The sequence below is a fragment of the Chlamydiales bacterium genome (assembly GCA_016185065.1).
Taxonomy (GTDB): Bacteria; Chlamydiota; Chlamydiia; order Chlamydiales; family Rhabdochlamydiaceae.
Genome location: JACPOL010000004.1, coordinates 40,590 through 64,872, shown reverse-complemented (window position 1 = coordinate 64,872; position 24,283 = coordinate 40,590). Strand labels below are relative to the sequence as shown.

The window sequence follows — 24,283 nt, the reverse complement described above, 5'->3', positions numbered from 1 at the left end:
CCCTATTTCTTGCCCAGGATGTGAGCTAAAAGAGCTTGGCGTACAAAGAGCCCATTTTCCGCTTGCTGAAAGTAGTAGGCGTATGGAGTTTTATCGATTGAGATTTCGATCTCGTTCACGCGTGGAAGAGGATGCAGCACCTTTAGATGCTTCTGCGCCTTTTTAAGAAGAGCCTCTTTCAGAATGTAGCTCTCTTTCACCTTCTCGTAGACCGATTCGTCAAACCGCTCTTTCTGAAGCCTTGTCATGTAGAGAATGTCTACCTTTCCTATGACCTCTTCGATCGTGTGGTGGAAGGAGAACTTTCCTCGCATCTTTCTCAGTTGCTGCAAGACTGTTTCAGGAAGCGTAAGCTCTTCCGGTGAGACGAAGTAGAGGCGCATGTCGAAGAGCGCTGCCGCGTAAGCGAGAGAGTGGACCGTCCTGCCATATTTTAGATCGCCCACGATGGCGACATTTAACCCTTCCAGTCTTCCTTGGCACTCTTTGATCGAGAAGAGGTCGAGCAGCGTCTGGGTGGGGTGCTGGTTTGCGCCATCGCCCGCATTGATGACGGGCTTTGTTGTCGATTGGCTTGCAAGGCGAGCTGCTCCCTCCATCGGATGGCGAATCACGATTAGGTCGGAGAGCCCTCCGATGATCTTCATCGAATCGCTTAGAGATTCGCCTTTTTTCATCGATGTCGAACTGGCATCGGAGAAGCCGATTACCTGGCCACCGAGTTTTAGCATCGCAGCTTCAAATGAGAGGCGCGTGCGTGTTGAAGGCTCGAAAAAGCAGCTTGCGAGAATCTGGCCTTGAAGCAGATTTTTGGGAGGACTCTTCTTGAACTGCGCAGCCGATTTAAGCAGCTTTTCAATCTCCTCTTTGGAGAGATCGGCAATGGAGATCAGACTGCGATTCTCAAGAGTTTGAGTGCTTTTCTTTTTAGACATGCTTTTCGGCTCCTGCCTGATAAAAGAGAGTGAGTGCCGCATCGTAAACTTCCTGCGGAGAGATTTGCAAGAGGCAAAAAGGGGCGGCGCACTTTTTGCGCAGACACGGGGTGCAGGTGCGCTTTTTGTAGATAGGAACGCTTCTCGGAGCGTAGTAGGGGCCGCAGAGTTTTGGATCTGTAGGAGCAAAGAGCGCAACAGTTGGCGTCTTCATCGCAAACGCGATATGCATGGGGCCAGTGTCGTTGCTGAGCATCAGAGAGAACCTTCCGATGAGAGCTGCCAGCGGACCCAAACCGAGCTCACCTGTCATAGCGACGGCGCCTCGGATTTTAGAGGCGATACGCTCAACTAGCTCTTTTTCAGATCTGTTTCCCGTGACAACAACTTGGCAGCCAAGATGGTTCACGAGCCGATTTCCCACTTCGATGAAGTGCTCTTCGGGCCACCTCTTAAACTCATCTTTTGAGCCGGGGTGAATACCGACCAGTGGCAGTATGGGAGAGATCTGCTTCTCTTTTAAAAAACGTTCGGCGCGCTTCTCATCCTCGGGTGAGAGTGTGAACTCCAGAGAGGGATCCAGGATCTCAGCTCCAGTCTCCTTCACGATTTTTAGGCGCCGTTCAACTTCGTGGATAGGTATATTTTCAAGCGTTTTAGAGAATAGGATATCGAGCCCCTTGTTAATTCCGCGGGTTCCAATTAGCTCGTGCGGATTTAAAAAAGCACAGAAGGGGAAGACGATGCGCTGAGAGGCGTGAAAGAGTAGGATCGTCTCGATCTTGCGCTTTCGCAGCTGGAAAAAGTGGGAGAGGATCGAGAAGAGGTGCGGCTTTTTCAGCACGAAGAGCTCGTTGATCATCCGGTTGTTTTTGAGAAGCTCGCCTCCGACAGGACTTGTGAGCACTGCGATGTAGGCGCCAGGAAAGTTCTGACGCAGCGCACGGATGGCGGGAACTCCCCAGAGAGTGTCTCCGAGACCCGTCGTGCTCACGACAAGAAAGCGGCGCTCATCCGCAGGAGCTCTCTTCTTCCCCTTGAAACAGGAGGAGAGAGCTTTAATCACAGAGTTCTTAAAGCCTGTCTTACAACTCAAGGTACTCTCTCCAGGATCTCACGGGGATTTTTTCAGGGTTTAACTCTCCCAAGCACTGGAGGAAGATCTGTGCGATCTGCAGGTTGGTAATCAGAGGGAGATGATGGTCGATGGAGAGCCTGCGGATCTTATACCCATCGGTGCGATGGTTGGTCCCTGTCGTGCGAGGGATGTTGATGATCAGGTCGATCTCCCTTCCTGCAATCAGTGTCATCACATTCGGTTCGATTCTCTCACTCGCTTTATAAAGGCAGATCGAGGCGATGCCATGTTTCGAGAGGTAGTCGTGGGTTCCCTCCGTCGCATAGAGCTCCCACCCCTTCTCCTCTAGTATTCTGAGCTGATCGAGTAGCTTCACCTTCTTATCTCCGCCGATGCTGACGAGTAGCCGCTTCTTCGGAGTCTTCTGATCTGTTGCAAGCCAGGAGCTGAAGAAGGCCTCGAGGAGATCTCCTCCCAGGCATGCGACCTCCCCGGTAGAGGCCATCTCCACGTGCGCGACCGGGTCTGCACCTTTTAGCCTCTGGTAGGAGAATTGTGGAGCCTTCACGCCAACGTAGGAGAGCTCGAGCGTCTCATAGTGCTTTGGCTTGTGCTTCTTCATCATGACTTGCGTCGAGATCTCGATGAAATTGTTGTCGGTAACTTTTGAGACGAAGGGGAATGAGCGCGATGCGCGCACATTGCACTCGATCACTTGGAGCGCATTATTTTTGGCGATGAACTGCATGTTGAAGGGGCCTGTGATCGCAAGGTTTTTTACGATCTCTTGCGTGATCTTCTTCGCTCTACGAATCGTCTCGAGATAGAGGCGCTGGGGAGGAAGAACCACCGTTGCATCCCCCGAATGGACACCTGCATTTTCGATGTGTTCGGTCATCGCCTCGATCACGATCTCCCCGTTTTGTGCAATGCCATCTACCTCAAGCTCTTTCGCATCGGTGATAAACTGCGAGATCACGACGGGGTGGTCTGGAGAGATGCGGAGCGCCTCTTTTAGGTAGTGGGTTAGCTCCTGCTCTGTTGCAACCACGTTCATCGCAGAGCCAGAGAGGACGTAGGAGGGGCGGATGAGAAGCGGGTAGCCCACCTTCTCAGCGAACTTCTTCGCATTGTCGAGCGAGGTGACCTTCTCCCAGTGGGGCTGATCTATTTTTAGCTTCTGCAAGAGGGCTGAGAACTTCTGCCGATTCTCTGCGATATCGATCGAGGTGGCGGAGGTTCCCAGAAGAGGGTAGCCAGCCTCGTGAAGCGGCATCGCCAGATTGTTTGCGATCTGACCACCTACCGAAACGATGACTCCTTTGGGCCTCTCAAAATCGGCGATATCTCTTACCCGTTCGAGCGAGAGCTCCTCGAAATAGAGGCGATCAGACTCGTCGTAATCTGTGGAGACCGTTTCAGGGTTGGAGTTGATGATGATCGTCTGCTCTTTCAACTTTCTCAAGGCGCGCGCTGTGTTCACTGCGCACCAGTCGAACTCCACCGAAGAGCCGATCGAGTAGGGGCCGGAACCTAGAACCACAACGGGGCGTTTAGTAGAGGGGGCGATATCGTGCAGCTGTGCATGGTAGGTGAGATAGAGGTAGTTGGTTTCTGCTTTAAACTCTCCTGCGAGGGTGTCGATCTGCTTGATGAAGGGGATGACGCCCATCTTTATGCGCTGCTTGCGGACGCTCTCTTCAGGCAGCTTCTTAAGCTTTGCGATCGTGCGGTCGGAGAATCCCGACTTTTTGGCTTCTAGCAGCAGCTCTTTTGATAGAGGCTGCTTCTCGATCTTCTTCTCACAGAGGCTTAGCGCATGGATCTGATGGAGGAACCAGCGGTCGATATGGGAGAGGCGCGCCGCTTCATCAACGCTTCCGCCCTCTCTGAAAAATTTGTAGAGAGCGAAGAGGCGCCTGTCGGTTGCTTGGGAGATCTCTTTCTTTGCATCTTCGATCGGGTGCGGATAGTCGGAGATCGAAGAGGCGCCGATGTTGAGCATGCGTACCGCTTTCTGAATCGCCTCAGGGAAGGATCTGCCGATTGCCATCACCTCGCCCACGCTCTTCATCTCGCTGCCGATCGTTCTCTCTGCAGATCTCAGCTTGTGCGTATCCCATCTAGGCACCTTCACGACGATATAGTCGAGAGCGGGCTCGAAGAAGGCGCACGTCTTTTTTGTAATCGTATTTTTAATGTCGGAAAGACGGAAGCCGAGAGCCAGTTTAGCTGCGACAAAGGCGAGAGGGTAGCCCGTTGCTTTTGAGGCGAGAGCAGAAGAGCGCGACAGGCGCGCATTCATCTCGATCACGCGGTAGTCGCCATTTGCCGGATTGAGTGCGTACTGAATGTTGCACTCGCCCACGATATTAAAGTTGCGCGCGGCGCGGATTGCGATCTCGCGAAGAGAGTGGTACTCCTGATTGGTGAGCGTCTGCGAGGGAGCGACCACGATGCTCTCTCCGGTATGGATTCCCATCGGATCGATGTTCTCCATGTTGCAGATCGTCACCGCGTTGTCGTAGGCGTCGCGGACGATCTCATACTCGAGCTCCTTCCAGCCCGTGAGATACTCTTCGATGAGAATCTGAGGAGCGCCGCTGAGCGCCTCTTTTGCGCGGTATTTAAGTTCTGCCTCATCTGAAATTCTTCCTGAGCCGAGGCCGCCAAGGGAGAAGCCGGCGCGCATCATCACAGGGTAGCCGATCTCTCTCGCTGCGCGCACAGCCTGCTCGATCGTTGAGGCTGCGTAGCTCTTTGGCGACTTGATGCCGATCTTTTCCAAGCTCTCTTTGAAAAGCTCGCGATCCTCTGTCATGCGGATCGAGTTTACCGACGTTCCCAGAACGCGCACGCCATGCTTTTTAAAGACACCCAGCTCTTCCAGCTTAAGGCCGAGATTGAGAGCTGTCTGTCCGCCAAATCCGAGAAGCACCCCGTCGGGCTTCTCCTTTTCGATGATGCGCGTGACAACAGGCACAGATAGCGGCTGAAGATAGACCTCGTCTGCCATCATCGCATCTGTCTGCACAGTGGCGATGTTGGGATTCACGAGCACGCAGGAGATCTTCTCCTCTTTAAGCGCCTTAATCGCTTGAGATCCCGAGTAGTCGAACTCTCCAGCCTGCCCGATGCGCAGACCTCCAGAGCCCAGAAGGAGAACTTTTTTGAGTGGTGTCTTCTTCATTTTACTAAATTATAAAATTTTTCAAAAAGCCAGCGCGAATCGACAGGACCAGGGGAGGCCTCCGGATGAAACTGCACAGAGAAGAAGGGGAGGCTTGTGTGCTCGATTCCCTCAATGGTGCCATCATTCAGATTGCGGAAGGAGACCTTCCATCCTTTCGGGAGGCTCTTCTCGCTCACCGCATACCCGTGGTTCTGCGAAGTTAAATAACAGCGGCTGTCGGGAACGTGAATGCAGGGCTGGTTGTGTCCTCTGTGTCCGTAGGGCAGCTTGTAGGTGCGCGCGCCGATCGCAAGCCCCATCAGCTGCGAGCCCAGACAGATGCCGAAGATCGGCTTCTTCTTCAGCATCGCCTTCTTCAAGATCGCAATCGTCTCTTTGCAAACAGCGGGATCACCAGGACCGTTTGAGATGAAGACTCCATCGAACTCCTCTTGCGAGTAGTCGTAGTCAAAAGGCACTCTCTTGATCTTCCAGGGGAACTCCTGCAGGCAGCGGATGATATTCTCTTTCATCCCGCAGTCGACGGCGATGATCTTCTTTCTGCCGTGCCCATATTCGCGCGGCTCATCGATGCTCACCTCTTTCACAAGGTGGGTCTTATTTGGATCTAAAAATTTTTTAGGCAGCTTCTTCTCGCTTGTGATCGCGCCAAGCGTAACACCCCTCTCGCGCAGGAGTTTAGTCAGCGCGCGCGTATCGACGCCCGTAAGAAGGGGCACCTTTTGCGCCTGAAGCCACTCTTGAAATGAGCAAACTGCTGTGTGGTGGTGGTATGACGAAGATAGCTCGCTGATGATCACGCCATGGGCGTGGATCTTGCTCGACTCCCAGAGTGCGCGGTCGGGAACGCCATAGTTGCCAATGAGAGGAAAGGTGAAGGTGAGAATCTGACCTGCGAAAGAGGGGTCTGTGAGCGACTCGACGTAGCCCATCATCCCCGTAGAAAAAACGACTTCTCCAAAAAAAGTGCCATCCTGCCAGGCTGGAGCCAGGCCCTCGAACACTTCTCCCTCTTGAAGTACAAGCCTTGACGGAATCATCAAGTAGGGAAAATAGCAGAAGCGCCGATTACTGCGCTAGAGGATGTTTATGGACAGCCTCTTATGCCTTCTTCGGGCTCTCATCTTTCTTCTCCTCAGTCTTTGAGTCGCCCTTGCTCTCCGCCGCTGCCGGAGCGGCTACTGCGTGGCGACTTAGAAGAGTGCTCGAGAGTTGGAGAGACTCTTCTTTTTTTGAACTTACGGATGCGAAAGTTAGTAATAGAGCTTGTTCAATTTTTTCTAGATTTCTAGAAGAAACTGCTTCTAGAAAGGCGTTTTGAATCTTTAAAAGAAGATCTATAGCAAGAGGAGGAGCTTCAAAAATTAGAGTCTTACAATCGATCTTCATCTTGTTGCCTTTTACAGGAGCAATAACCAGTACAGCGTTTTCAGCATTGACAGTGATGTTTCCCCCTGTAGTGATTCGATCCAAAAATAGAGCTGAGCCTCCTTCAACAAGGATATCGCCCTTGGCTTGAAGGGGCGCTAGAAAGATGTAGTGCATGGGTATTTCGCCCAGGCGCATTTTGGGGAAATGGATTGTTTCAAGATCGCTAGCAGCTTTTTTCACAATAGCAAAAACATGACCGCTCTTTAACCGACATATATCCAAATTTTCTTCCACATCTGACTGATAAAAAGGTGTGAAGACTTCCGAGGATCCTTTAGAAACTAGAGCGGTCGTTGCCATGAATTTGCTTCCTTGTTTTTAAGCTTTCTTCGGGTTTTCTTCTTTCTTCTCCTGAGCTTTTGCATCGCCCTTACTCTCCGCCGCTGCTCCCGCAGAAGCCGCTATAGCCGGAGCCTCTAGAGCTTTGTAAGATGTGTGATCTTCGATTCCCCATGCTTTATGTACGGGTGCAAGACTTTCGCCTATAGCCAACTGGTGTGATTCCAGAAATAGATGGAGTGCTGCTTCCACCTGGTCTGTACTCTTTTCTTGAGCTGCTTTTAAAAAGGCCAAGACCATTTTTGTGTGCTGTGCGGGTGACACGCCGAAAGAATGGAGAGCTCCAATCGGTTTCCAAAGTCCTGGAACATCTATCTGTCTGTGAGCCTTATCAATAAAAACAAAAGGTTCGCCAGAGAGTGTAAGGTCTTTCCCAGTAGTGATCTTATCAAAGAATAGGAGAGTGCGCCCCTCAAGACTGATGCTGCCCGTAGTGGTTTTCATTGGGGCAAGAAAGATGCAGTTGACAGGGACTCCTTCAAATTTTGGTGTGAATTGGATATCGGCAAAAGTCATCGCTTTGCAAAAAATTGCAAAGACAGCTCCGTTTTTCACTCGGCAAAGATCAAATAACCCCGACTCGTGGTGCTGGTAAAAAGGCGTAATAGTTTTTGGTGCTTCCGCAACAACAGCTGTTGATGTCATAAATTGACTCCTTTCTTGTTTTTCAAAAGAACGAATATACAATTAACTCTGTGTTTACGCAAAGAATTATAAGTATTTTTATTAATTATTAATCTCTTGATTGCTAGCGACGCGCTAACTAAAAAGATTTTACTTGATAAGAGGGGCGAGAAGAAGGTTTTCTTAATCGCGGAAGCGATGTCAGGTGTTAGCCCCTTGTGAAGCTAAAAGCGGAACATGGGGATGGAGACCCTACCCCAAAACATGCCAGAACCGCGGGAGCGGTGAAACAAACCTCTTACGGCTTCTTTTCATCGTCCTTCTGCTCTGTTTTCAAGTCGCTCCCTGCTCAGCACAAATGTTATAGTTTGCATAACTTTTATGTATGAATACGATGTATTTACCTGTGTTTAAGATTGTTATGATCGGTTAATAACTTAACAAAAACGCCCAGATGACAATATTGGGTGTTTTTGTTAAGTTATAAATAAAGGCAAAAAACATGAGATCCGCCGCTGCTCTGCTTACACTGGCCTCGCTTCTCGGGAAACCTTATTTCACTTCTAAGGAAGCTAGAGATATAGGGGTACATCCCGCTGTTCTTGATTACTATGTCAAAACTGGCCGCATAAAAAGAGTGCGAAGAGGGGTATACCAAAGAGTGGACTATCATAATCCTTCTGCTTTCCGATGGGAAGATCTTGTCGAAGCCGTCTACTCAGTTAAAGAGGGAGTTGTTTGTCTCATTTCTGCGCTAGCGATCTATGATCTAACTGAAGAAATTCCTCGCCAACATTGGATTGCTGTTCGTCACGGCACATCTGTTAAAACTACAAGAGGCGTAAAGATTCTTCGTTATCGCGATATGGAACTCGGAAGAACAGCAATAGAGCTTGAAGGAACGAATATATCTATATTTGACCGTGAACGAACGATCATTGATGCCTTTCGCCTGCTTAGTCGGGAGACTGCAATTAAGGCGCTTAAAGCTGCAATAGCTATAGGTGGTAAAAATCGAATTGATCTCATGAAACTTCAGAAGTATGCTAAAAAACTTCGATTTAACATCGCCCCATATCTTATGAGTGTAACTGTATGATCAACGAACATGCGTTATTATCCAGTTAGGAAGATTAACGCAAAGACGCCAAGCTGCGAAGACGCAAAGGTTCTGAAAAATTTTCGATTTTTCCCGTGTCTCTACTGCGGCTTGGCGTCTTTGCGTTAATCTTCGGTGGGTTAGGGTTTGACCTTGTGGCCGGAGAGGTTGCTGAGGCCGTCGTAGGCGGCGTACTTGTAGAGGTCATGGAGGGTGGGGAAGTTGAAGACGTGGCCGATGACATCATAGAGAGTTTTTTGTTCTTCGACGAGGTTGAGGCCGTAGTGGATCAGCTCGGTTGCGATGTGGCCGATGATGTGGACGCCGCGGATGACGAGGTCTTCCCGATTGAAGATGAGTTTAAGGAAGCCGGCTTTGGCTCCCATGATCTTGCCGCGCGCCATATCCGAATAGCGCGCTTTGCCTACGCAGTAGGAGAGCTGCTGAGCGCGCGCCTCCTCTTCGGTGATTCCGACCATCGAGACTTCGGGGATTGTGTAGATCCCGTAGGGGAAGAAGGTGGGGAGGTGATCGAGATCCGCTGTCTGGAACATGTGGGCGACGGCAACTCTTCCCTGATCCATGCTGGTGCTGGCGAGTGCGGGAAAGCCGATGACGTCGCCTGCGGCGTAGATGTGGGGAATATTCGTGCGGTAGGTGGAGTCGACATCGATTGTCTCACGGTGGCCGAGCTTCAGGCCGATCTTTTCGCAGTCGAGCGCCTTTGTGTTTCCGCTTCTTCCCGCTGCAAAGAGGAACATGTCGACGTGTAGTACTTTGCCGTTTTTAAGCCGTACGGCGATCGGATCGCTCTCATTTTCTGTCATCTGCATCGACTCGATCGAGGTGTTAAAGAGGATCTCTACCTCATTCTCTTGCATCTGAACGACGAGATCTTTTGCGACCTCCTGGTCGATGAAGGGGAGGATCTGCTCCTTGTCGTTAACGAGATAGACATGGGTGCCAATTGTCGAGAAGATCGTCGCATATTCACATCCGATGACGCCTGCACCAACAACACAGAGCGAGCGAGGGAAGCGTTTGATCTGGAGAATCGTGTCCGAGTCATGGATGCGGACGCCGTCGAAGGGGATGTGGGGAGGATGGTAGGGATATGAGCCGGTCGCAATGAGGATCTTCTCTCCCCAGATGAGCTCCTCTTGAGCGCCTACAACGCGTATCGTATGAGGATCTTCGAACGAGGCGCTGCCGTAGTAGATATGGACGCCATGTCTTAAAAGGTTCTCGTAGATCTCCTGATTGGCCGACTGGGTGACCTTATCCTTTCGAAACATGAAGTCTTCGATCGAAGCCTCATGTTCTAGATCGCGGCTGACGCCGTAGAGCCCCTTCTCATACTTCCCGGAGAGGTAGAGCGAGGTCTCTTTGAGTGTTTTTGAGGGGAGCGTGCCGGTAACCACCTCCGCTCCACCGAAGAGATTTTCCCGTTCGATGATGGCCACCTTGTGACCGAAATAAGCAGCTTTAACAGCTCCCTTTTCACCCGCAGGTCCCGTTCCAATGACAATCAGTTCATACTTTTTCATTCCCCAACTCATAACGTCCCGCGTTTTTAACTAGTATAAAAATTTTTAATCCTCACAATGAGATTTGGAGAGTATTGCTGTTATGGGATTCCCGTTGAGTGTTATCGAATGCCGACATGTCTCTTCAGCAAATCAATAATAAAACTAATAAATAATAAGGTGGAAAAATGGACGCTAATCTGGATTATCAGGCGGAGATGCTGGCGAGCAAGATCAAACACTATCTGATTACGACGATGGGTGTGACGATCGATGAGGCGAATAATGAGGAGTTCTACCGCGCTTTTGCACTGACTTTGCGAGAAGAGATCATGATCAACTGGACGGCGGCCTCGCACACATTCAGAAACAAGCATGCGCGTATTCTCTTCTATCTCTGCATGGAGTACATGCCAGGTCGTCTCATGGGCAATAACATCACGAATATCCATGCGATGGATCTGATGCAGCTGGTGATGAAAAAGATGAACAGGAGGCTGGAGACGGAGCTGGCTATGGAGCCAGATCCTGGCCTCGGTAATGGTGGCCTGGGACGTCTCGCCTCTTGCCTACTCGACTCTCTCTCCAGCCAGCAGTATCCTGCGATGGGTTATGGCCTCCGGTATCAGTATGGAATTTTCGATCAGGAGGTCTGGGATGGCGTCCAGGTGGAGCGTCCGGACAACTGGCTGCTGCATGAAAATCCGTGGGAGTTCAGAAGAGATGATCACGCGGTTTCGGTTAACTACACGGGCAGGATGGTGCCAGCGGTCAATAAGAAGGGGGTAGAGGTCTTCGACCTCGTCGACTACGAAGAGGTGCGGGCACTCTCTTACGATGTGCCCATCATCGGATATAAAGAGACTTCCGACTTCATGGTGCTGACGCTACGCCTCTGGACGACGAAAGAGTCGCCGCGCAACTTTCTTCTGCAGCGCTTCAATGCCGGACAATTAGACCAAGCTGCAGAGAACTCGATTCTGACCGACGTGCTCTATCCAAACGACAATAACGAAGTTGGAAAACGGATCCGTCTGAAGCAGGAGTTTCTACTCGCCTCCGCTTCGATCCACGACATTATCAAGCACCATCTTAAACACAATCCAGATCTCTCGAACTTCGGGGATAAGGTGCGCATTCAGATCAACGACACGCACCCGGCTCTTGTGATCGCAGAGCTCACGCGCCTACTTGTAAAGGATCACGATTTTGGATGGGGTGAGGCTTGGGAGACTGTAAGGTCCTGCTGCAGCTACACCAATCACACAATTCTTAGAGAGGCACTTGAGGAGTGGAACCAGAATCGTCTCCACTACCTTCTCCCGCGTCAATACCAGATTATCGAGAGGCTGAACCTAGAGTTTTGCAACGCAGTAAGAAAGCGCTTTCCAGGAGATGAAGAGAGAGTGCGTCGCATGTCGATCATTGAGGGCGGGCAGGTGCGCATGGCAAATCTTGCGATCTACGGATCGCATCGCGTGAATGGCGTTGCAGCGCTTCATACGGAGATATTAAAGAGCACGATCTTCAGGGATTTCTATGAGATGTTCCCCGATAAGTTTGTCAATGTGACAAATGGAGTCACTCATAGACGCTGGCTCGTGCACGCCAACCCGAAACTTGCGGAATTCATCTGCAAACGCATTGGAAAAGGGTGGATCTGCGACTTTCCGCTGATTCGAGATCTCTCAAAATTTGCCAATGATGCAGAGAGCCAGAAAGAGTTCCTCGCCATTAAAAGAGAGAATAAGAGAGCCTTAATCAAGTATCTAATCGAAGGCGATCCGATTCGCGACTTCAGAGGGATGCCAGTAGGTCACTTTAGCGTGCTTGAAGAGGATGCTCTTTTCGATGTGCAGGTGAAGAGAATGCACGAGTATAAGCGCCAGCTCATGAACGTGCTTCACGTGCTTATGGTCTATCACGAGCTGAAAGCTAACCCTTCTGCACGCAGAGTCAAACGGATGGTAATTTTAGCAGGGAAGGCGGCTCCAGGGTATGAGATGGCTAAGAATGTTATCCATCTAGTCTATTGTGTGGCGCGAAAGATCAATGTGGATCCGGCTACGTGCCATATGCTCAAACTCGCCTTTATTGAAAATTATAACGTCTCACGTGCTGAGCTTATCATTCCAGCTGCAGATCTTTCGGAGCAGATCTCAACGGCCGGGATGGAGGCGTCTGGAACGGGCAACATGAAGCTTGCGATCAATGGGGCGCTTACGATCGGAACAGAGGATGGCGCAAACATAGAGATGCATGCAGAGGTCTCAGATAAGTGGTGGCCTTTCAGCTTTGGACAGAGTGCAAATCAGAATGCGGAGCTTCGTGAGAAGAAGAGCTACAACCCCGCTGAAATCTACATGCACAACCCTTTGATCAAACAAGCTGTCGACTCCTTATACGACCACTCGTTTGCTGAAAATGAGTCTGAACATCTGGCTCTCTCTTCGATCTACCACTCGCTTGTCGAGCGTCAAGGTGCAGATCCTGGAGACCGCTACCTCGTTCTTGCCGATCTTGCCTCCTATTACGAGACGCAAAAAAAGGTCGAAGCGCTCTACGAGAAGCCAGAGAGCTGGGCCGAGTTTGCAATCCACAATATCGCATCGATGGGAAAGTTCTCTTCCGATGAGTCGATTTCGAATTATGCCAAACTCGTTTGGGGCCTCGAGAAGTGTCCGATTGACACGCAGGAGCTGGAGAAGGTGCGCGGAGATTATAGCGAACACGACAAGTGCCGCATCTTTCCTCCCAATGGCAAGCGCGCCGTTGGATAGAGAACTTCCTGTATGAGATCTTTTCTTATTGAGGGGGGAGGCCCCATTTGCGGGAGAGCTCTGCGTATTTTCCGCTTGCTCGCAGTTTTTCGAGAGCGGAGTTGAACGACTCGATGAGTTCGGGAGACTGGTCGTGCAGAGTTACTAGACGAAGCCCCTGGTCGTTCATGGGAGCGCTGGCAACTTTTAGTTGATTCTGAAAGAGATCCTGACAATAGGCTGTGGCAGGGAGAACATCGACCACGGCACCATCGATGACGCCTGCTACGATGTCGTTAAACGCATCTGGGATCGATTCATAATTGCGGATGATAACCCCGGGGTACTTCTCCACGATAAGAGAGTTGTGAGAGCCTGTGACGACAGCGATCTCTTTACCTGAAAAAGCTTTCAATGAGGTCTCTTTTGAGGAGAAAGGGAGGACTAGAACAGGCCCAGTGAGGAGAAAGGGCTTGGAGAAGTCGTACTGTTTTTCATAAAAAGTATAGGGGTACATCGAAGAGAGCATCCCCTCATACTGTTTCTGCTGTAGGTGAGAGAGTAGGTTATTCCAGTTCTCTTGTACTCTGACGATTCTGATTCGTTGCAGGGCCGAAACCTCTTGCAAAAGATCCGTGGTGAAGCCGATGACCTGTTTATCTCTTCCCATCAGATTAAGCGGATACCAGCTCTCATCGATTGCAATTTTCCACTCTCTGCCATTGAAGCCGCCGGAGCAGCCGCAGACGAATGCTACAAGAGAGATAAAGAGGAGGAGCGAAAATCGAATTCTTTGCATACTGCACAGATTAGCAGATTAAAAGAGAAATGTCACTGTGATGGAAAAAAATACTCTGATTGTGAATTTTGGTGGCCCGAGAAATCTCGATGAGATCGAGTCTTTTCTCATCGAGCTATTGACCGATGAAGATGTGATACGGACGCCCTTTCCCTCATTTTTGCAGAGGTCTTTTTTCACACGCATTGCAAAAAAAAGAACACTTAAAGTTAAGCACGACTATGAGCAGATAGGCGGGCGCTCTCCAATTTTTGAGGACACAGAGGCGGTTGCAGAGGCTATGCGGCGGATGACAGGTCACCGCATTGCGACTTTTCATCGCTATCTTCTTGAAACTCACGCCAGCTCTTTACAGAAGATTGCAGACTTTGGAGCAAGAGAGACCCTAGTTTTCCCCATGTTCCCACAATTTAGCTATGCCACTACCGGGAGTATTGCGCGCTTCTTTCAGAAGAATTTGCCTGAGGAACAGGTTGCAAAGCTGCGCTGGATTAAATCTTATGCGACCCATCCCGCTTATATTAGAGCGATGCAGAGCTGCATACGAGAGTATCTTGCCGAACAGAAGCTGGCTGAAAAAGAGGTGGTACTTCTCTTTTCTGCTCACGGACTTCCACAAAAATTTGTGAATAGGGGAGATCCCTACCAGCAGGAGTGCGTCGCCTCCTTTTTTGCAATTGCAGAGGCCTTTCCTCTAGCAATTTCTAACCTCTCTTACCAGTCCAAGTTTGGGAGAGGAGAGTGGCTTCGTCCTTATACTGACGAAGTTTGCGAGTCGATCAGATCATGGAATCAGGATAGAGTGCACGTGGTGTTAATCCCTCTCTCTTTCACTTCAGATCACATCGAAACTCTCTTTGAGATCGAGACCCTCTATCTGACGAAGATCCGCGAAGCGGGACTTAAGGCTTACCGCTGCCCCGCTCTCAACCAGCGTCCCGACTGGCTAGCGGCCATCCCCCAAATCCTCCATGACGGCCCCCACTCCGAAAACTCCCCCCTTATCAGGCAATGATTTTACAAACGGGCTAGTGTTTTTAGTTGAATAGACATGTCGGGGGTCTAGGAGAAGTGCTTTCAGCCTTCTCTCGAGCCCCCCAGCTGCCCCCCTTGAGCCTAACTAGGGCTTTGATCACCGCTCACTGACGTGAGGCTATCGCGTCTCGGGTTGCTCGCCGTGCGGAGCACTGCTCTTCGCAACTTCGACGCAATTGCTCTTTGCCCCGGTACTCAGTGCGCAAAATTTTTACGCTTTCGGCTGCGTCAAAGCCCCGGGGTTGAGATGGCGAGAAAGGGGACAGTATTAATGCAATACGGCCCCCTTCACGCCATCTCAACCGCGGGAGCTTTCACGTCAGCCCAAAGTGCAAAAATTGTACGAACTGAGTACTTGCGGCCATCGGCTGCTCGAGGCGCTCATCCCACTTCCTACGTCGTGGGTCCCTTTCGCGTCCAGTCGCAGGGCTAGGCAAAGAGTTTGAAGAGAAAGGTCTTCAGTCTCTTTATCTACAACTGCGACTGGACGCGAAAGGGGCCCCGCAACCGAGACGTAAGTCCGGCGGGGAATGAGCGCCTTGAGCAGCCCTTCGATGCATATCGCACAGCAAAATTGCACCCGCAGGAGAGCGCGGCGAGCGCGCCAACGGGGTAGTACTCTGTACACCCCTTCTTCGAGGACGCGATTTGGCAAAGCGAGATGCAGCGCAAGAGGGTCGCAGGGAGGCCCCGAGAGAAAGCGAAGCTTTCTCCTGGCCTACCCGACATGTCTATTCTGCTGAATGCAAAAATTAATTACAGATGTGGCTAGACGAAGATGAATTTGAGGATGTAGAAGCAGAGGATGCTGATGATGGCGCTGGCGGGGATTGTTACGATCCAGGAGAGGATGATCTCGCGGACGGTCGACATGTTTAGGGCGCGAAAACCGCGCGCCATTCCGACGCCAAGGACCGCTCCTACAAGGCAGTGAGTCGTCGAGATCGGAAGGCCCATTTTTGAGGCGAGTAGAATGGTGGTTGCTGCTCCAAACTCAGCGCAGAAGCCGCGTGTTGGAGTGAGCTCTGTGATCTTCTTGCCAATTGTCTCCATCACGCGCCAGCCGAAGGTGGCAAGACCAATGACAATACCAAGACCGCCAAAGGCCAGCAGCCAGGTAGGCACAGAAGCAACTTCTGGGATGACGCCATTTTTAATGATGTCGAGAACTGCAGCGACGGGACCGATCGCATTCGCTACGTCGTTGGCTCCATGGGCGAAAGCGACAAAGCAGGCGCTGAAGATCTGCAAGTAACCAAATAGTTTTTCCACAACATGGTATTCAGAGGCTCTTTCAGCAAAGCTGGTCTCCTTGCGTAATCTCTGAGAGAGAGTCTTTACCTCTTCCAGAAGCGTTCCAACTTTCTCGTGCGTATCGTGGGAGGAAGAGACGTGTACGCGCTGCAAGTGTTTAACCGCTTTTTCCAAGCTGATAACATGCTGCGGTAGATGTCTTGAGACGGTCGCTTCAGCGGCGAGAGGGAAGGCAGCTCTTCTAAGAATGAAGTAGCATATGGTGGCGCAAATGAGGCCGACGAGGAGTGCGATTCCAAGGGCTTCAGGAAAGGAGAGGCTGAGGTCTAAATTTTCGAGGCCATTGAAGATGAGGCTGAGAGTGAAGGTCCCGAAGACGAAAAAGATGAGCAGGGGGAAGAGCTTGAGTGTCGACTCCGTCGGATTCATCGTAAATAGAATTTTCTTCTGCAGAAGATTGAAAAGCAGGAAGGCGAAGAGCCCGCTTAAGACTGGTGAGAGCACCCAGCTGATGGCGACTGAACCGGTCTCTCCCCAGTTGATCGCATCTGCTCCGCCTACTAGAGCTCCAAAGCCCAGAATGGCTCCGACAATTGCGTGAGTGGTCGAGACGGGCCAGCCGCATATCGAAGCGATCTGAAGCCAGAGGGCTGTACCCAAGAGGGCTGCACACATGCCAAGAATTAGAATTAAAGGCTGCGAGGCAAAGAGAGTGGTATCTATTAGCCCTTTTTGCATCGTCTCCGTTACGGGAGCGCCTACAAAAAAAGCACCGCAAAATTCAAGAATAGCAGCGAGAATTACGGCTCTACGCAGCGTCAGCGCTCCTGACCCCACTGATGTTCCCATCGCATTGGAGACATCATTTGCGCCGATATTCCACGCCATGTAAAAACCGATGGCGAGAACAAGGATTCTAAGAATCGATTCGACTTCCATTCCTCTACTTAAGTTCTAGCACCATCCGGATGCGGTTTGCCAATTTTTCAGAGAGATTGGAGAGCCCAGAGATCTCTTCAATCAGTTTATGCCATAGATGAAAATCGGGAGCCGAGAGCGAATCGCCACTTGAAAAGAGCTGTTTCATGAGCCCTCTTTGCATGAGATCGACCTCGTGTTCTTTGTAGGCAGTCTGCTCGACCATCTCCTTAACTTTTTCCGCTTCAATGCCTCCAAATGAGGATTCGAGAAGCTCATCTATCTCTTCAATAATGTGTTTTGAATCCCAGAAGACCACCGCGCTTTTTTGAAAGAGTGCAAGAATCTCTTCTTTGAAATTTTTAAATGGAACCAGTGGACGCAGAGTTAGGAGAATGCCGATGTCTTCCGCTTTGTCAGCGATGCTATCTTGGATCGATAGAATTTCAAGAAATTGACCGCGGTCGATCGGGAGGAAGAGGCTTCGCGGCAGGTGGTTGCGGATATCGTTTTTTGTTAGATCGGCCTCATGCTCTAACTTGCATAGCTCGTCCACGAGCTTTTCGAGATCTCCTTTGCTGATCTCAGAAAGGGAGGAGATCACTTGCGAGAGCTTCTCCACGCAGCCAGCCACCTTATTCATGTGGCTCTGTAGAGGAGCAAAAGGAGATTTTCCGAAAAGTCTGGCTATTGTGAGCATCGTTTGACCTTGCAAAAAGAAAGCGCATTATACAACTTCTTCTTTTTATTGCTAAGGCCTTCGGTCTTCGCGAAGAGCGCGTGGGGAAAAAGGCCTGCGGCCTAGCCCGCCTGGGAAGCGCTCGGAGAAGAAGGCCTACGGCCTAGCCCGCCTGAGAACACGGACATTCATGGACAAGAACGGACAGAAAATGGACAGGCGGGCAAGAGAGAGGAAAAGAATTCTTTCTTTAGCGCGTGTCCATTTTCGTCCATTTCCTGTCCGTTCTCGTCCGTTTATGTCCATTTCTTCTCCGAGCGCTCTCTTCCTATTGGAAGATGGCTTCTTTCTCTTTTTCGGTGAGGGAGCGCCAGGCGCCGAGGGCGAGACGTCCGAGTGTGAGGCCGCCGATACGGATGCGTTCGAGGGAGAGAATCTGCAATCCTGCTTTTTCTACTAGATAGCGAACTTCTCTCTTTTTTCCTTCGAGGACGACGACTTTTAAGGTGCCGCGGCGAACTTTGGTAACACGCTGAGGTTTTACCCAAGTGCCTTCTATTTCAGCTCCGCGTCCAATTGTTTCAAGATGCTCGTGTTTAATCTCTTCTTGAACTTTTACGAGATACTCTTTCTGAACGTTCGATGAGGGGTGGATCACTTTCTGAGAAAAGTGGCCATCGTTGGTAACAAGTATAAGTCCTGTTGTGTCTCTATCGAGACGGCCAATTGTGAAGAGGCGGTGTGTGAGAGGCTCAAATAAATCTGTGACAATTTTTTTTGTGCCTACACGGGCGTTCGAGCAGATGTATCCCGTAGGCTTATTAAGAATATAATAGACTTTTTTTTCTTCGTTCGAAATCAGCCTTCCATGCACCTGAATGGTGTCGTGCTCCCAAGAGACAAGAGTTTGGGGAACGAAGACCACCTTTCCATTTACCTTCACTTTTCCGGCGAAGATGAGCTCTTCACAAGCTCTTCTTGAGGCGACACCTGCAGCAGCAAGCGCCTTACTTAGACGTTTTTTTGTTTCCATAGGGGACATAATAGAATAATGAAAGCAAAAACCACAAATAGAAAATCAAGAGTTCCGCAGAAACTATTTTAATTTTATTATATAAACAATCGTGGTATCTTTGTTGTAATTAATTACCATATTTTTCTTTAAAAAGAAGGTTTTTTATGCAAGCAGAGTTACATCAAAATATCCAGCATCATATCCAGAAGCAGAGTCATCAAGAGGCTTTGCGCATTCCTTACGATACACGTCCCATGGAGGGCTCTTTGCGGCCGGGAGAGAAGATCGCACTGCATGGTGGAATTATCATATCTAATCAGAGCAGCGAAGAGATTCTGATTCGAGAGGATTTTCTCCTATACAAAGGCGGCTACCATTTAACGATCATCGATCCAGCTACAGGATCTGTGCTCATTTCAGCTCTGCAATCGCCCATGAATACAGCCTACTTCTTTCACATCGCAAATGGGCTTCCGGTCCTTGAAAAGCATGAGAACATATCAAAGACGCTGATTGCCGAATAGGTATGCGCCTGGTAGGATTGAGATTATGTCGAAAGCAAAACTTGTCATGATGAGACACGGGCAGTCGGAGTGGAATAAGCTCAACCTTTTTACAGGATGGGTGGATATCCCTCTGAGTGTTGAAGGAATCCAGGAAGCGCTAGATGCGGGAAAAAAGATTGCGCACATTCCGTTCGACGTTATCTTCATCTCCTCTCTTGTGCGCGCGGAAATGACAGCCATGCTCGTAATGAGCGTTCATGATTCGAAGAAAGTTCCACGTATTCTCCACCGGGGTCAAGGCAAACTCGAAGAGTGGGCCCAGATCTATAGCAAAGAAGCTGAAAAGACGTGCACTCCTGTGATTGCCGCATGGCAGCTCAATGAGAGAATGTATGGACGCCTGCAAGGTATGAACAAGCGCGAGATGATGGACAAATACGGAGAAGAGCAGGTCAAGATCTGGAGACGCAGTTTTGACGTTGCCCCGCCTGAAGGCGAGAGCCTGGCGATGACGGCAGCGCGTGCTATACCCTATTTTAAAGAGATGGTCGTTCCCTATCTCGAAGCGGGTAAAAATGTATTTATCTCCGCCCATGGAAACTCTCTGCGTGCAATCATGATGCATCTCGATGGTCTAACGAAAGAACAGGTCGTAGAGCTGGAGCTTCCTACCGGTAAGCCTGTGATCTACAACTTCCACGACCACGTGTGGGAAAAAGAGCCTTCTGTAAAATGAAGAGAAGCGCATATCTAGACAATCAGACACTTTCACCTCCTTTTCCGTCTGTGAAAGAGAGAGCTCTCTCATTTCAAAAAGAGATGTGGGAGGCGCCTCATCATGGACAGCCTATCAGCGCGCTTCTCGCTTCGGTTTATAAAAAAGAGTCTCAAAATATCTGCTTGCGACTAGGTGCGGCAGCGGATGATCAGTTTGTTTTTGCAAGCAGCGGAGAGGTGGCTATTCAGCGGCTCCTGCTAGCTGTGTATCTCGAAGTAGCACGAGAGACAGGGCGCAATCACTTTCTCTTTGCTCCAGGAGACCTTTCTGAAGCATCGGGAGCCAAACATCTACAAAAACTGGGCTGCACATTAAAAACTACCTCTCTCGACTCTCGCGGTCTGCTCACTCCGGAAGCACTGGAAGCTGCAATTGGACCTCGCACTGCTCTCGTTTCTCTCTCTTGGGCGCATCCTTTTACGGGTGTGATTCAGCCCGCTCTAGACTTAAGTGAGGTGTGCAAGAGGAAGGGGGTCCTTCTTCACCTCGATGCAAGCGCAGTGCTTGGCAAGCTCTTCTTTCGTTTTCAAGACCTCCAAGCCGATTTTCTCACTTTTGAGGGCAGATCCCTTCATGCTCCTGAAGCAGCCGGGCTGCTCTTAAAAAAAGGAGTCTTTGCTTCAGCAATCAGAGATAGTGATGAAGAGAGTTTTGCAGCTTCAATAGCCGCACTCTCTCACTCACAGGAGCTGCTCTACGACTCGATAGACCATGTCTGTTTAGAGACGGCTAGATTAAGAGCTAAGTTAGAAGAGGAGCTTGCAAGGCACCTTCCAGATGTCGCTCCGCTTTTTTCTCAGAGCGATCGAGTGCCGCATATTAGCGCAATCGCATTTCCGGGCGCTCATAAAGAAGCTCTTCTCTCTCTTCTGCAGAAAGATGGCATCCATGCAGCTCTAGGAAGTCCACTTCTTGGTGAGCTCTTTCAGAGCTCAGGAGTGGAGAGCTCGCTTGCGCATACGACGCTTAGTTTTGCGCTCTCCCACGAGACAACTGAAGAGCAGATCGACTATGCGCTTGAAAAAATTGTAGCTGCGGTTAGAAAGCTTCGCACCTACTCGTCAAAATTAATCAGTGACTATGCAACAGCTCAGTAAAAAGAATTTAAGCCATTTAGAAAATGCGCTAAGCGCAGGTCACATCACAGCTGAAGAAGCTGCAGCGAAGATGATGAGACTTGCGATAGGCAGAGAGGGCTCTTTGGAGCTTGGGCGCCTCGTGCAATTCTATCTTCTGGTCGATCCGACAGATGGGGTGATTGCAGATGCGAAATTTCAAGCCTTTGGCCCGCCTGAATTGATCGCGATAGCCGATTACGCGTGCGGACTTCTCCTTCGCAAAAACTATGAGCAAGCGAGAAGGCTCTCTGCGGAGCTTCTGGATAAGCAGATGCGAGGAAAGAACGAGGAGAGCGCCTTTTCTGAAGAGACAGCTTGGGTTTTCAACCAGGTGATAGAAGCAGTGGAGCGCGCGGCAGAGCAGTGCATGGACATTCCAATTGTCGACGCCTATGTGGCTCCTCCTATTTCGGATGAGGAGATGGATCTAGGCGAGAAGGTTGAGTATCCTGGCTGGAAAGGGCTCTCTGTGGCTCAGAAGATGAGTGTGATCGAAGAGGTAATTGCTAGAGATATCCGACCCTACGTGGAGCTCGATGCAGGCGGCGTTCAAGTCGTCGATTTCGTAGGTGAGCGCGAAGTGCTCATCTCCTATCAAGGCGCCTGCACAACGTGCTACTCATCAACTGGTGCGACGCTCAACTCAATTCAACAGATTCTGCGCGCCAAGATCTATCCCGACCTCATCATTGTTCCAACATAACTTAGAAGATCTCACCCGCTGAGACGGTGGTCATGCTGCCATTGGGGAGAAGAAGGTTGAGTCTGCCGTCATCTCTGACTGAGTGGCATGTGCCTCGCGTGTTCTGCATCCCATCGGCGCAAGTGATCGTCTGCCCAGCGAAGGCCAGACGCGCCTGATAAGCCTCTTGAAATGCCGAGAACCCCTTTTTTTCTAGAAGCTCGAGGTCGATAAGGAACTGTTTCAGCACTGGTTCGAGAATCTGCTCGAGATCCCAGGTGTGTCCACTGAGTTGTGCAAGCGAAGTTGCGGGCTGATCGATCGTCTCTAAAAGCTCTTCTGTCATGTTGACGTTAATGCCGATTCCAAGCGCGATTGCGAGTCGTTTTTCTAATGTGACTGTCTCGCATAATATTCCCGCAACTTTCTTTCCAGATAGGAGCAGATCATTGGGCCACTTGATTTGAGGAGAGAAGCCCCGCTTCTCCAGAACTAATGCGCAAGAGAGGGAGAGAATCTGACCGATATTTGAAAGAATTGTGCTCTCTTTCGGAAGTGTGAAAAAGAGAGTAGCGGTGATGTTCTGAGCTCTGCCTGAGGTCCAGCTTCTTTTAAATCGGCCCCTTCCTGCGGTTTGTTCAAGAGCTGTGATGCAAGTTAAATGATCGGGATCCAATGTCTCGGCATTCTTTTTTGCCCAGGTATTGGTCGAGTCGATCGTATCAAAGTGAAGATAGTAAATATTTTTTCGCATCTTAAGAGCGTAAGCGTTCACTATTTTTTAGAAAGTATAGTTGAGATTCTAGATAAAATCTCTATCTTTTGCTCCTGCCTTGACTTCACTAGAGGCCTACCATATCCTGAAGAAGAGGTAAGAAAAATGTGGGATCATAGGTATCTAAGCCGCATCGATTTTAGAGTGATCCCTATCCTTTTGGGGCTCATGATGATCAGTCTACTGGTCATCTCAGCAACAACCGGTGAGGAGGGCTTTCTCACGCCTTTAACGCAGAGCCAGCTCCAGTGGTTTGCCTTGGGTTCTGCCGTCTTCCTCTTCTTTGCAGGCTTCGACTATCGAAAGTTTCGAGAGTGGGCGTGGATCCTCTATATCGGGATGCTCATCCTCCTTATTGGCCTCTTTTTTACCGCTCCGATTCAGAATGTTCACCGCTGGTACCGCCTGCCATTTATCGGGATCGCCGTGCAGCCCTCTGAATACGCCAAGCTCATCGTTGTGATTGCGCTCAGCTGGTTTCTTGAAAATCGGACAAATGAGACGCAGCAGCGAAGGTCGACCTGGCAGGCGATTCTGATCGTCCTCATTCCTTTTATTTTAATTTTGAAACAGCCCGACCTTGGAACTGCACTCGTGCTTTATCCAATTGCCCTTGTCATGTTCTACTTTGGAGGGATTAAGAAGAGAGTGACTGCGATCATGTCTCTTTTGGGCATCGCCGGGCTCGTTTTCGTCAGCCTGATGTTCCTTGGGATACTATCGCACGAGGAGCTGCGCCCCTACGCCACTAAGGTGATTAAAGAGTATCAGTATGAGCGTCTCAATCCTAATACCTACCACCAGAGGGCTTCGCAGACGGCAATCGCTCTTGGAGGGCTGACGGGCAGCGGCTGGCGCAAGAGCGAATTCACAGGCAGGCAGTGGCTTCCGGAAGCTCATACCGACTCCGTGTTTGCCGCCTATGCTGAAGAGTTTGGTCTAGTAGGGGTCTTTTTGCTCCTCCTCTTCTTTTTTGGTTTAATCTATTTTAGTTTTCAGGTAACAGCAGTAGCTAAGGACCGTTTTGGGCGCCTTCTCTCTGCGGGGATCACAGTGTATTTAGCTATGCACATGATCGTCAATATGGGGATGATGTGCGGCTTTTTGCCGATTACGGGGGTGCCGCTTGTTCTGGTTACCTATGGCGGTTCATCGATACTATCGACAATGACTGCGCTAGGGATTTTGCAGAGTATTTACAGCAGAAGGTTCATGTTCTAATGACAAATCACGCATTCATTTTTGCACCGAGCTCTTGGCTTGGAGAGGGTAAGATTCAGCTTAACATGGTCGACGAGGAGCTCGGCTTTGTGACCCGCTGGTCTGTTTCAGAGGTTGACCCAACAGGCAAAATTGAGTGTGTTCAAGAGATTCAGGTGAAGGGCTTATCAGATGTGATGCACAACCAGTTCTCTTTCTTTAACTTATCTCCGAATGGCTTCTCTGTAGATCTCGAGAACCCCGCACTCGGCAGGGTAACCGGGACTGGCGTGATCAGCGAGAAGGTGATCGGTTGGGAGTTTAGAGTTGAAGATTTAGGATTTGAGGGCTTTGAATTTTACGAGAAGCAAGAAGATGGCAGCTATCTCATGCGAGCAGAGTATGCGACTGCTGATCAGTTCCGGACTGTAATCCGAGGGAAGGTCTGGATGAGGGCTGCGAGCGAGACCAAAGAGATAACAGAGGAAGAAAATCAGTGAAATCTTTAATAGACCTCTTGCGTAATTCGCTTTGTTTGGA

Annotated in this window: 21 protein-coding genes; 9 read left to right on the top strand and 12 right to left on the bottom strand. The window is 50.0% G+C overall.

What is annotated here, in order from left to right; translation table 11 throughout:
- Window positions 1–2: 2 nt before the first annotated feature.
- The 6 genes from pyrB to HYX48_02230 form a co-directional block, all read right to left on the bottom strand.
- Window positions 3–935 carry an aspartate carbamoyltransferase gene (gene pyrB, locus HYX48_02255; protein ID MBI2742722.1) on the bottom strand — a complete coding sequence of 311 codons (933 nt, stop codon included), beginning with the start codon at window positions 933–935 and terminating at the stop codon, window positions 3–5.
- Window positions 928–2,031, bottom strand: a complete 1,104-nt coding sequence (locus HYX48_02250) for a glycosyltransferase family 9 protein (protein ID MBI2742721.1) — start codon at window positions 2,029–2,031, stop codon at window positions 928–930. Before HYX48_02250 ends, pyrB begins: the two co-directional genes overlap by 8 nt.
- The gene (carB, locus tag HYX48_02245; protein MBI2742720.1) at window positions 2,021–5,203 is read right to left on the bottom strand and encodes a carbamoyl-phosphate synthase (glutamine-hydrolyzing) large subunit; all 3,183 of its coding nucleotides are present in this window, start codon (window positions 5,201–5,203) and stop codon (window positions 2,021–2,023) included. The genes HYX48_02250 and carB overlap by 11 nt, the downstream gene beginning before the upstream one ends.
- Window positions 5,200–6,246, bottom strand: coding sequence for a glutamine-hydrolyzing carbamoyl-phosphate synthase small subunit (carA, locus tag HYX48_02240; GenBank protein MBI2742719.1), 1,047 nt, complete (start codon window positions 6,244–6,246; stop codon window positions 5,200–5,202). Before carA ends, carB begins: the two co-directional genes overlap by 4 nt.
- A gap of 61 nt (window positions 6,247–6,307) precedes the next feature.
- The gene (locus tag HYX48_02235) at window positions 6,308–6,937 is read right to left on the bottom strand and encodes a hypothetical protein (GenBank protein ID MBI2742718.1); all 630 of its coding nucleotides are present in this window, start codon (window positions 6,935–6,937) and stop codon (window positions 6,308–6,310) included.
- A gap of 18 nt (window positions 6,938–6,955) precedes the next feature.
- Entirely contained in the window at window positions 6,956–7,621 is a 666-nt protein-coding gene (locus tag HYX48_02230) for a hypothetical protein (GenBank protein ID MBI2742717.1), read from the bottom strand.
- 481 nt (window positions 7,622–8,102) lie between these two features.
- Here HYX48_02230 and HYX48_02225 point away from each other — a divergent pair, with 481 nt between their 5' ends.
- The gene (locus HYX48_02225; protein MBI2742716.1) at window positions 8,103–8,699 is read left to right on the top strand and encodes a type IV toxin-antitoxin system AbiEi family antitoxin domain-containing protein; all 597 of its coding nucleotides are present in this window, start codon (window positions 8,103–8,105) and stop codon (window positions 8,697–8,699) included.
- A gap of 140 nt (window positions 8,700–8,839) precedes the next feature.
- Here the strand turns inward: HYX48_02225 and sthA are convergent, their stop codons facing one another.
- A complete protein-coding gene (sthA, locus tag HYX48_02220; GenBank protein ID MBI2742715.1) occupies window positions 8,840–10,246 on the bottom strand; it encodes a Si-specific NAD(P)(+) transhydrogenase in 1,407 nt (468 codons plus the stop codon).
- A 167-nt stretch (window positions 10,247–10,413) separates the two neighbouring features.
- On the opposite strand from sthA, the gene glgP reads away from it, so the two are divergent.
- Entirely contained in the window at window positions 10,414–13,005 is a 2,592-nt protein-coding gene (gene glgP, locus HYX48_02215) for a glycogen/starch/alpha-glucan family phosphorylase (protein MBI2742714.1), read from the top strand.
- Window positions 13,006–13,030: 25 nt separating this feature from the next.
- On the opposite strand, the gene HYX48_02210 is transcribed toward glgP, so the two are convergent.
- Entirely contained in the window at window positions 13,031–13,783 is a 753-nt protein-coding gene (locus HYX48_02210; protein ID MBI2742713.1) for an amino acid ABC transporter substrate-binding protein, read from the bottom strand.
- Between the two features lie 40 nt (window positions 13,784–13,823).
- Between HYX48_02210 and HYX48_02205 the strand changes: the two genes are divergently transcribed.
- A complete protein-coding gene (locus tag HYX48_02205) occupies window positions 13,824–14,798 on the top strand; it encodes a ferrochelatase (GenBank protein MBI2742712.1) in 975 nt (324 codons plus the stop codon).
- Window positions 14,799–15,586: 788 nt separating this feature from the next.
- Here HYX48_02205 and HYX48_02200 read toward each other — a convergent pair.
- The 3 genes from HYX48_02200 to HYX48_02190 all read right to left on the bottom strand — a co-directional run bounded on the left by HYX48_02200 (window position 15,587) and on the right by HYX48_02190 (window position 18,702).
- Window positions 15,587–17,011 carry an inorganic phosphate transporter gene (locus HYX48_02200; protein MBI2742711.1) on the bottom strand — a complete coding sequence of 475 codons (1,425 nt, stop codon included), beginning with the start codon at window positions 17,009–17,011 and terminating at the stop codon, window positions 15,587–15,589.
- Between the two features lie 4 nt (window positions 17,012–17,015).
- On the bottom strand, window positions 17,016–17,690 hold the full coding sequence (locus HYX48_02195) for a TIGR00153 family protein (protein MBI2742710.1): 675 nt from the start codon (window positions 17,688–17,690) through the stop codon (window positions 17,016–17,018).
- A 307-nt stretch (window positions 17,691–17,997) separates the two neighbouring features.
- Window positions 17,998–18,702, bottom strand: a complete 705-nt coding sequence (locus tag HYX48_02190) for an rRNA pseudouridine synthase (protein ID MBI2742709.1) — start codon at window positions 18,700–18,702, stop codon at window positions 17,998–18,000.
- 146 nt (window positions 18,703–18,848) lie between these two features.
- Here HYX48_02190 and HYX48_02185 point away from each other — a divergent pair, with 146 nt between their 5' ends.
- Genes HYX48_02185 through HYX48_02170 form a run of 4 tightly spaced genes read left to right on the top strand, consistent with a single transcriptional unit; the run spans window position 18,849 to window position 21,789 of the window.
- Entirely contained in the window at window positions 18,849–19,208 is a 360-nt protein-coding gene (locus HYX48_02185; GenBank protein ID MBI2742708.1) for a hypothetical protein, read from the top strand.
- A 25-nt stretch (window positions 19,209–19,233) separates the two neighbouring features.
- Complete coding sequence (locus tag HYX48_02180; GenBank protein ID MBI2742707.1) at window positions 19,234–19,926, top strand: 2,3-bisphosphoglycerate-dependent phosphoglycerate mutase; 693 nt, start codon at window positions 19,234–19,236, stop codon at window positions 19,924–19,926.
- The gene (locus tag HYX48_02175; GenBank protein ID MBI2742706.1) at window positions 19,923–21,065 is read left to right on the top strand and encodes an aminotransferase class V-fold PLP-dependent enzyme; all 1,143 of its coding nucleotides are present in this window, start codon (window positions 19,923–19,925) and stop codon (window positions 21,063–21,065) included. The genes HYX48_02180 and HYX48_02175 overlap by 4 nt, the downstream gene beginning before the upstream one ends.
- Window positions 21,049–21,789, top strand: coding sequence for a NifU family protein (locus HYX48_02170; protein MBI2742705.1), 741 nt, complete (start codon window positions 21,049–21,051; stop codon window positions 21,787–21,789). The genes HYX48_02175 and HYX48_02170 overlap by 17 nt, the downstream gene beginning before the upstream one ends.
- Window position 21,790: 1 nt before the next feature.
- Here the strand turns inward: HYX48_02170 and HYX48_02165 are convergent, their stop codons facing one another.
- Window positions 21,791–22,522, bottom strand: a complete 732-nt coding sequence (locus tag HYX48_02165) for a biotin--[acetyl-CoA-carboxylase] ligase (GenBank protein MBI2742704.1) — start codon at window positions 22,520–22,522, stop codon at window positions 21,791–21,793.
- A 126-nt stretch (window positions 22,523–22,648) separates the two neighbouring features.
- Here HYX48_02165 and HYX48_02160 point away from each other — a divergent pair, with 126 nt between their 5' ends.
- Together HYX48_02160 and HYX48_02155 are read left to right on the top strand one after the other, a co-directional pair.
- Window positions 22,649–23,764 carry an FtsW/RodA/SpoVE family cell cycle protein gene (locus HYX48_02160; protein MBI2742703.1) on the top strand — a complete coding sequence of 372 codons (1,116 nt, stop codon included), beginning with the start codon at window positions 22,649–22,651 and terminating at the stop codon, window positions 23,762–23,764.
- Window positions 23,764–24,243 carry a hypothetical protein gene (locus HYX48_02155; GenBank protein ID MBI2742702.1) on the top strand — a complete coding sequence of 160 codons (480 nt, stop codon included), beginning with the start codon at window positions 23,764–23,766 and terminating at the stop codon, window positions 24,241–24,243. The genes HYX48_02160 and HYX48_02155 overlap by 1 nt, the downstream gene beginning before the upstream one ends.
- The last annotated feature ends 40 nt before the right edge of the window (window positions 24,244–24,283 follow it).

Excerpts from the sequence above, each read along its gene's own strand:
- pyrB (MBI2742722.1), bottom strand. The coding sequence starts at position 935 with ATGTCTAAAAAGAAAAGCACTCAAACTCTTGAGAATCGCAGTCTGATC.
- carB (MBI2742720.1), bottom strand. The coding sequence starts at position 5,203 with ATGAAGAAGACACCACTCAAAAAAGTTCTCCTTCTGGGCTCTGGAGGT.
- carA (MBI2742719.1), bottom strand. The coding sequence starts at position 6,246 with ATGATTCCGTCAAGGCTTGTACTTCAAGAGGGAGAAGTGTTCGAGGGC.
- HYX48_02235 (MBI2742718.1), bottom strand. The coding sequence starts at position 6,937 with ATGGCAACGACCGCTCTAGTTTCTAAAGGATCCTCGGAAGTCTTCACA.
- HYX48_02230 (MBI2742717.1), bottom strand. The coding sequence starts at position 7,621 with ATGACATCAACAGCTGTTGTTGCGGAAGCACCAAAAACTATTACGCCT.
- HYX48_02225 (MBI2742716.1), top strand. The coding sequence starts at position 8,103 with ATGAGATCCGCCGCTGCTCTGCTTACACTGGCCTCGCTTCTCGGGAAA.
- sthA (MBI2742715.1), bottom strand. The coding sequence starts at position 10,246 with ATGAAAAAGTATGAACTGATTGTCATTGGAACGGGACCTGCGGGTGAA.
- glgP (MBI2742714.1), top strand. The coding sequence starts at position 10,414 with ATGGACGCTAATCTGGATTATCAGGCGGAGATGCTGGCGAGCAAGATC.
- HYX48_02210 (MBI2742713.1), bottom strand. The coding sequence starts at position 13,783 with ATGCAAAGAATTCGATTTTCGCTCCTCCTCTTTATCTCTCTTGTAGCA.
- HYX48_02205 (MBI2742712.1), top strand. The coding sequence starts at position 13,824 with ATGGAAAAAAATACTCTGATTGTGAATTTTGGTGGCCCGAGAAATCTC.
- HYX48_02200 (MBI2742711.1), bottom strand. The coding sequence starts at position 17,011 with ATGGAAGTCGAATCGATTCTTAGAATCCTTGTTCTCGCCATCGGTTTT.
- HYX48_02195 (MBI2742710.1), bottom strand. The coding sequence starts at position 17,690 with ATGCTCACAATAGCCAGACTTTTCGGAAAATCTCCTTTTGCTCCTCTA.
- HYX48_02190 (MBI2742709.1), bottom strand. The coding sequence starts at position 18,702 with ATGGAAACAAAAAAACGTCTAAGTAAGGCGCTTGCTGCTGCAGGTGTC.
- HYX48_02185 (MBI2742708.1), top strand. The coding sequence starts at position 18,849 with ATGCAAGCAGAGTTACATCAAAATATCCAGCATCATATCCAGAAGCAG.
- HYX48_02180 (MBI2742707.1), top strand. The coding sequence starts at position 19,234 with ATGTCGAAAGCAAAACTTGTCATGATGAGACACGGGCAGTCGGAGTGG.
- HYX48_02175 (MBI2742706.1), top strand. The coding sequence starts at position 19,923 with ATGAAGAGAAGCGCATATCTAGACAATCAGACACTTTCACCTCCTTTT.
- HYX48_02170 (MBI2742705.1), top strand. The coding sequence starts at position 21,049 with ATGCAACAGCTCAGTAAAAAGAATTTAAGCCATTTAGAAAATGCGCTA.
- HYX48_02165 (MBI2742704.1), bottom strand. The coding sequence starts at position 22,522 with ATGCGAAAAAATATTTACTATCTTCACTTTGATACGATCGACTCGACC.
- HYX48_02160 (MBI2742703.1), top strand. The coding sequence starts at position 22,649 with ATGTGGGATCATAGGTATCTAAGCCGCATCGATTTTAGAGTGATCCCT.
- HYX48_02155 (MBI2742702.1), top strand. The coding sequence starts at position 23,764 with ATGACAAATCACGCATTCATTTTTGCACCGAGCTCTTGGCTTGGAGAG.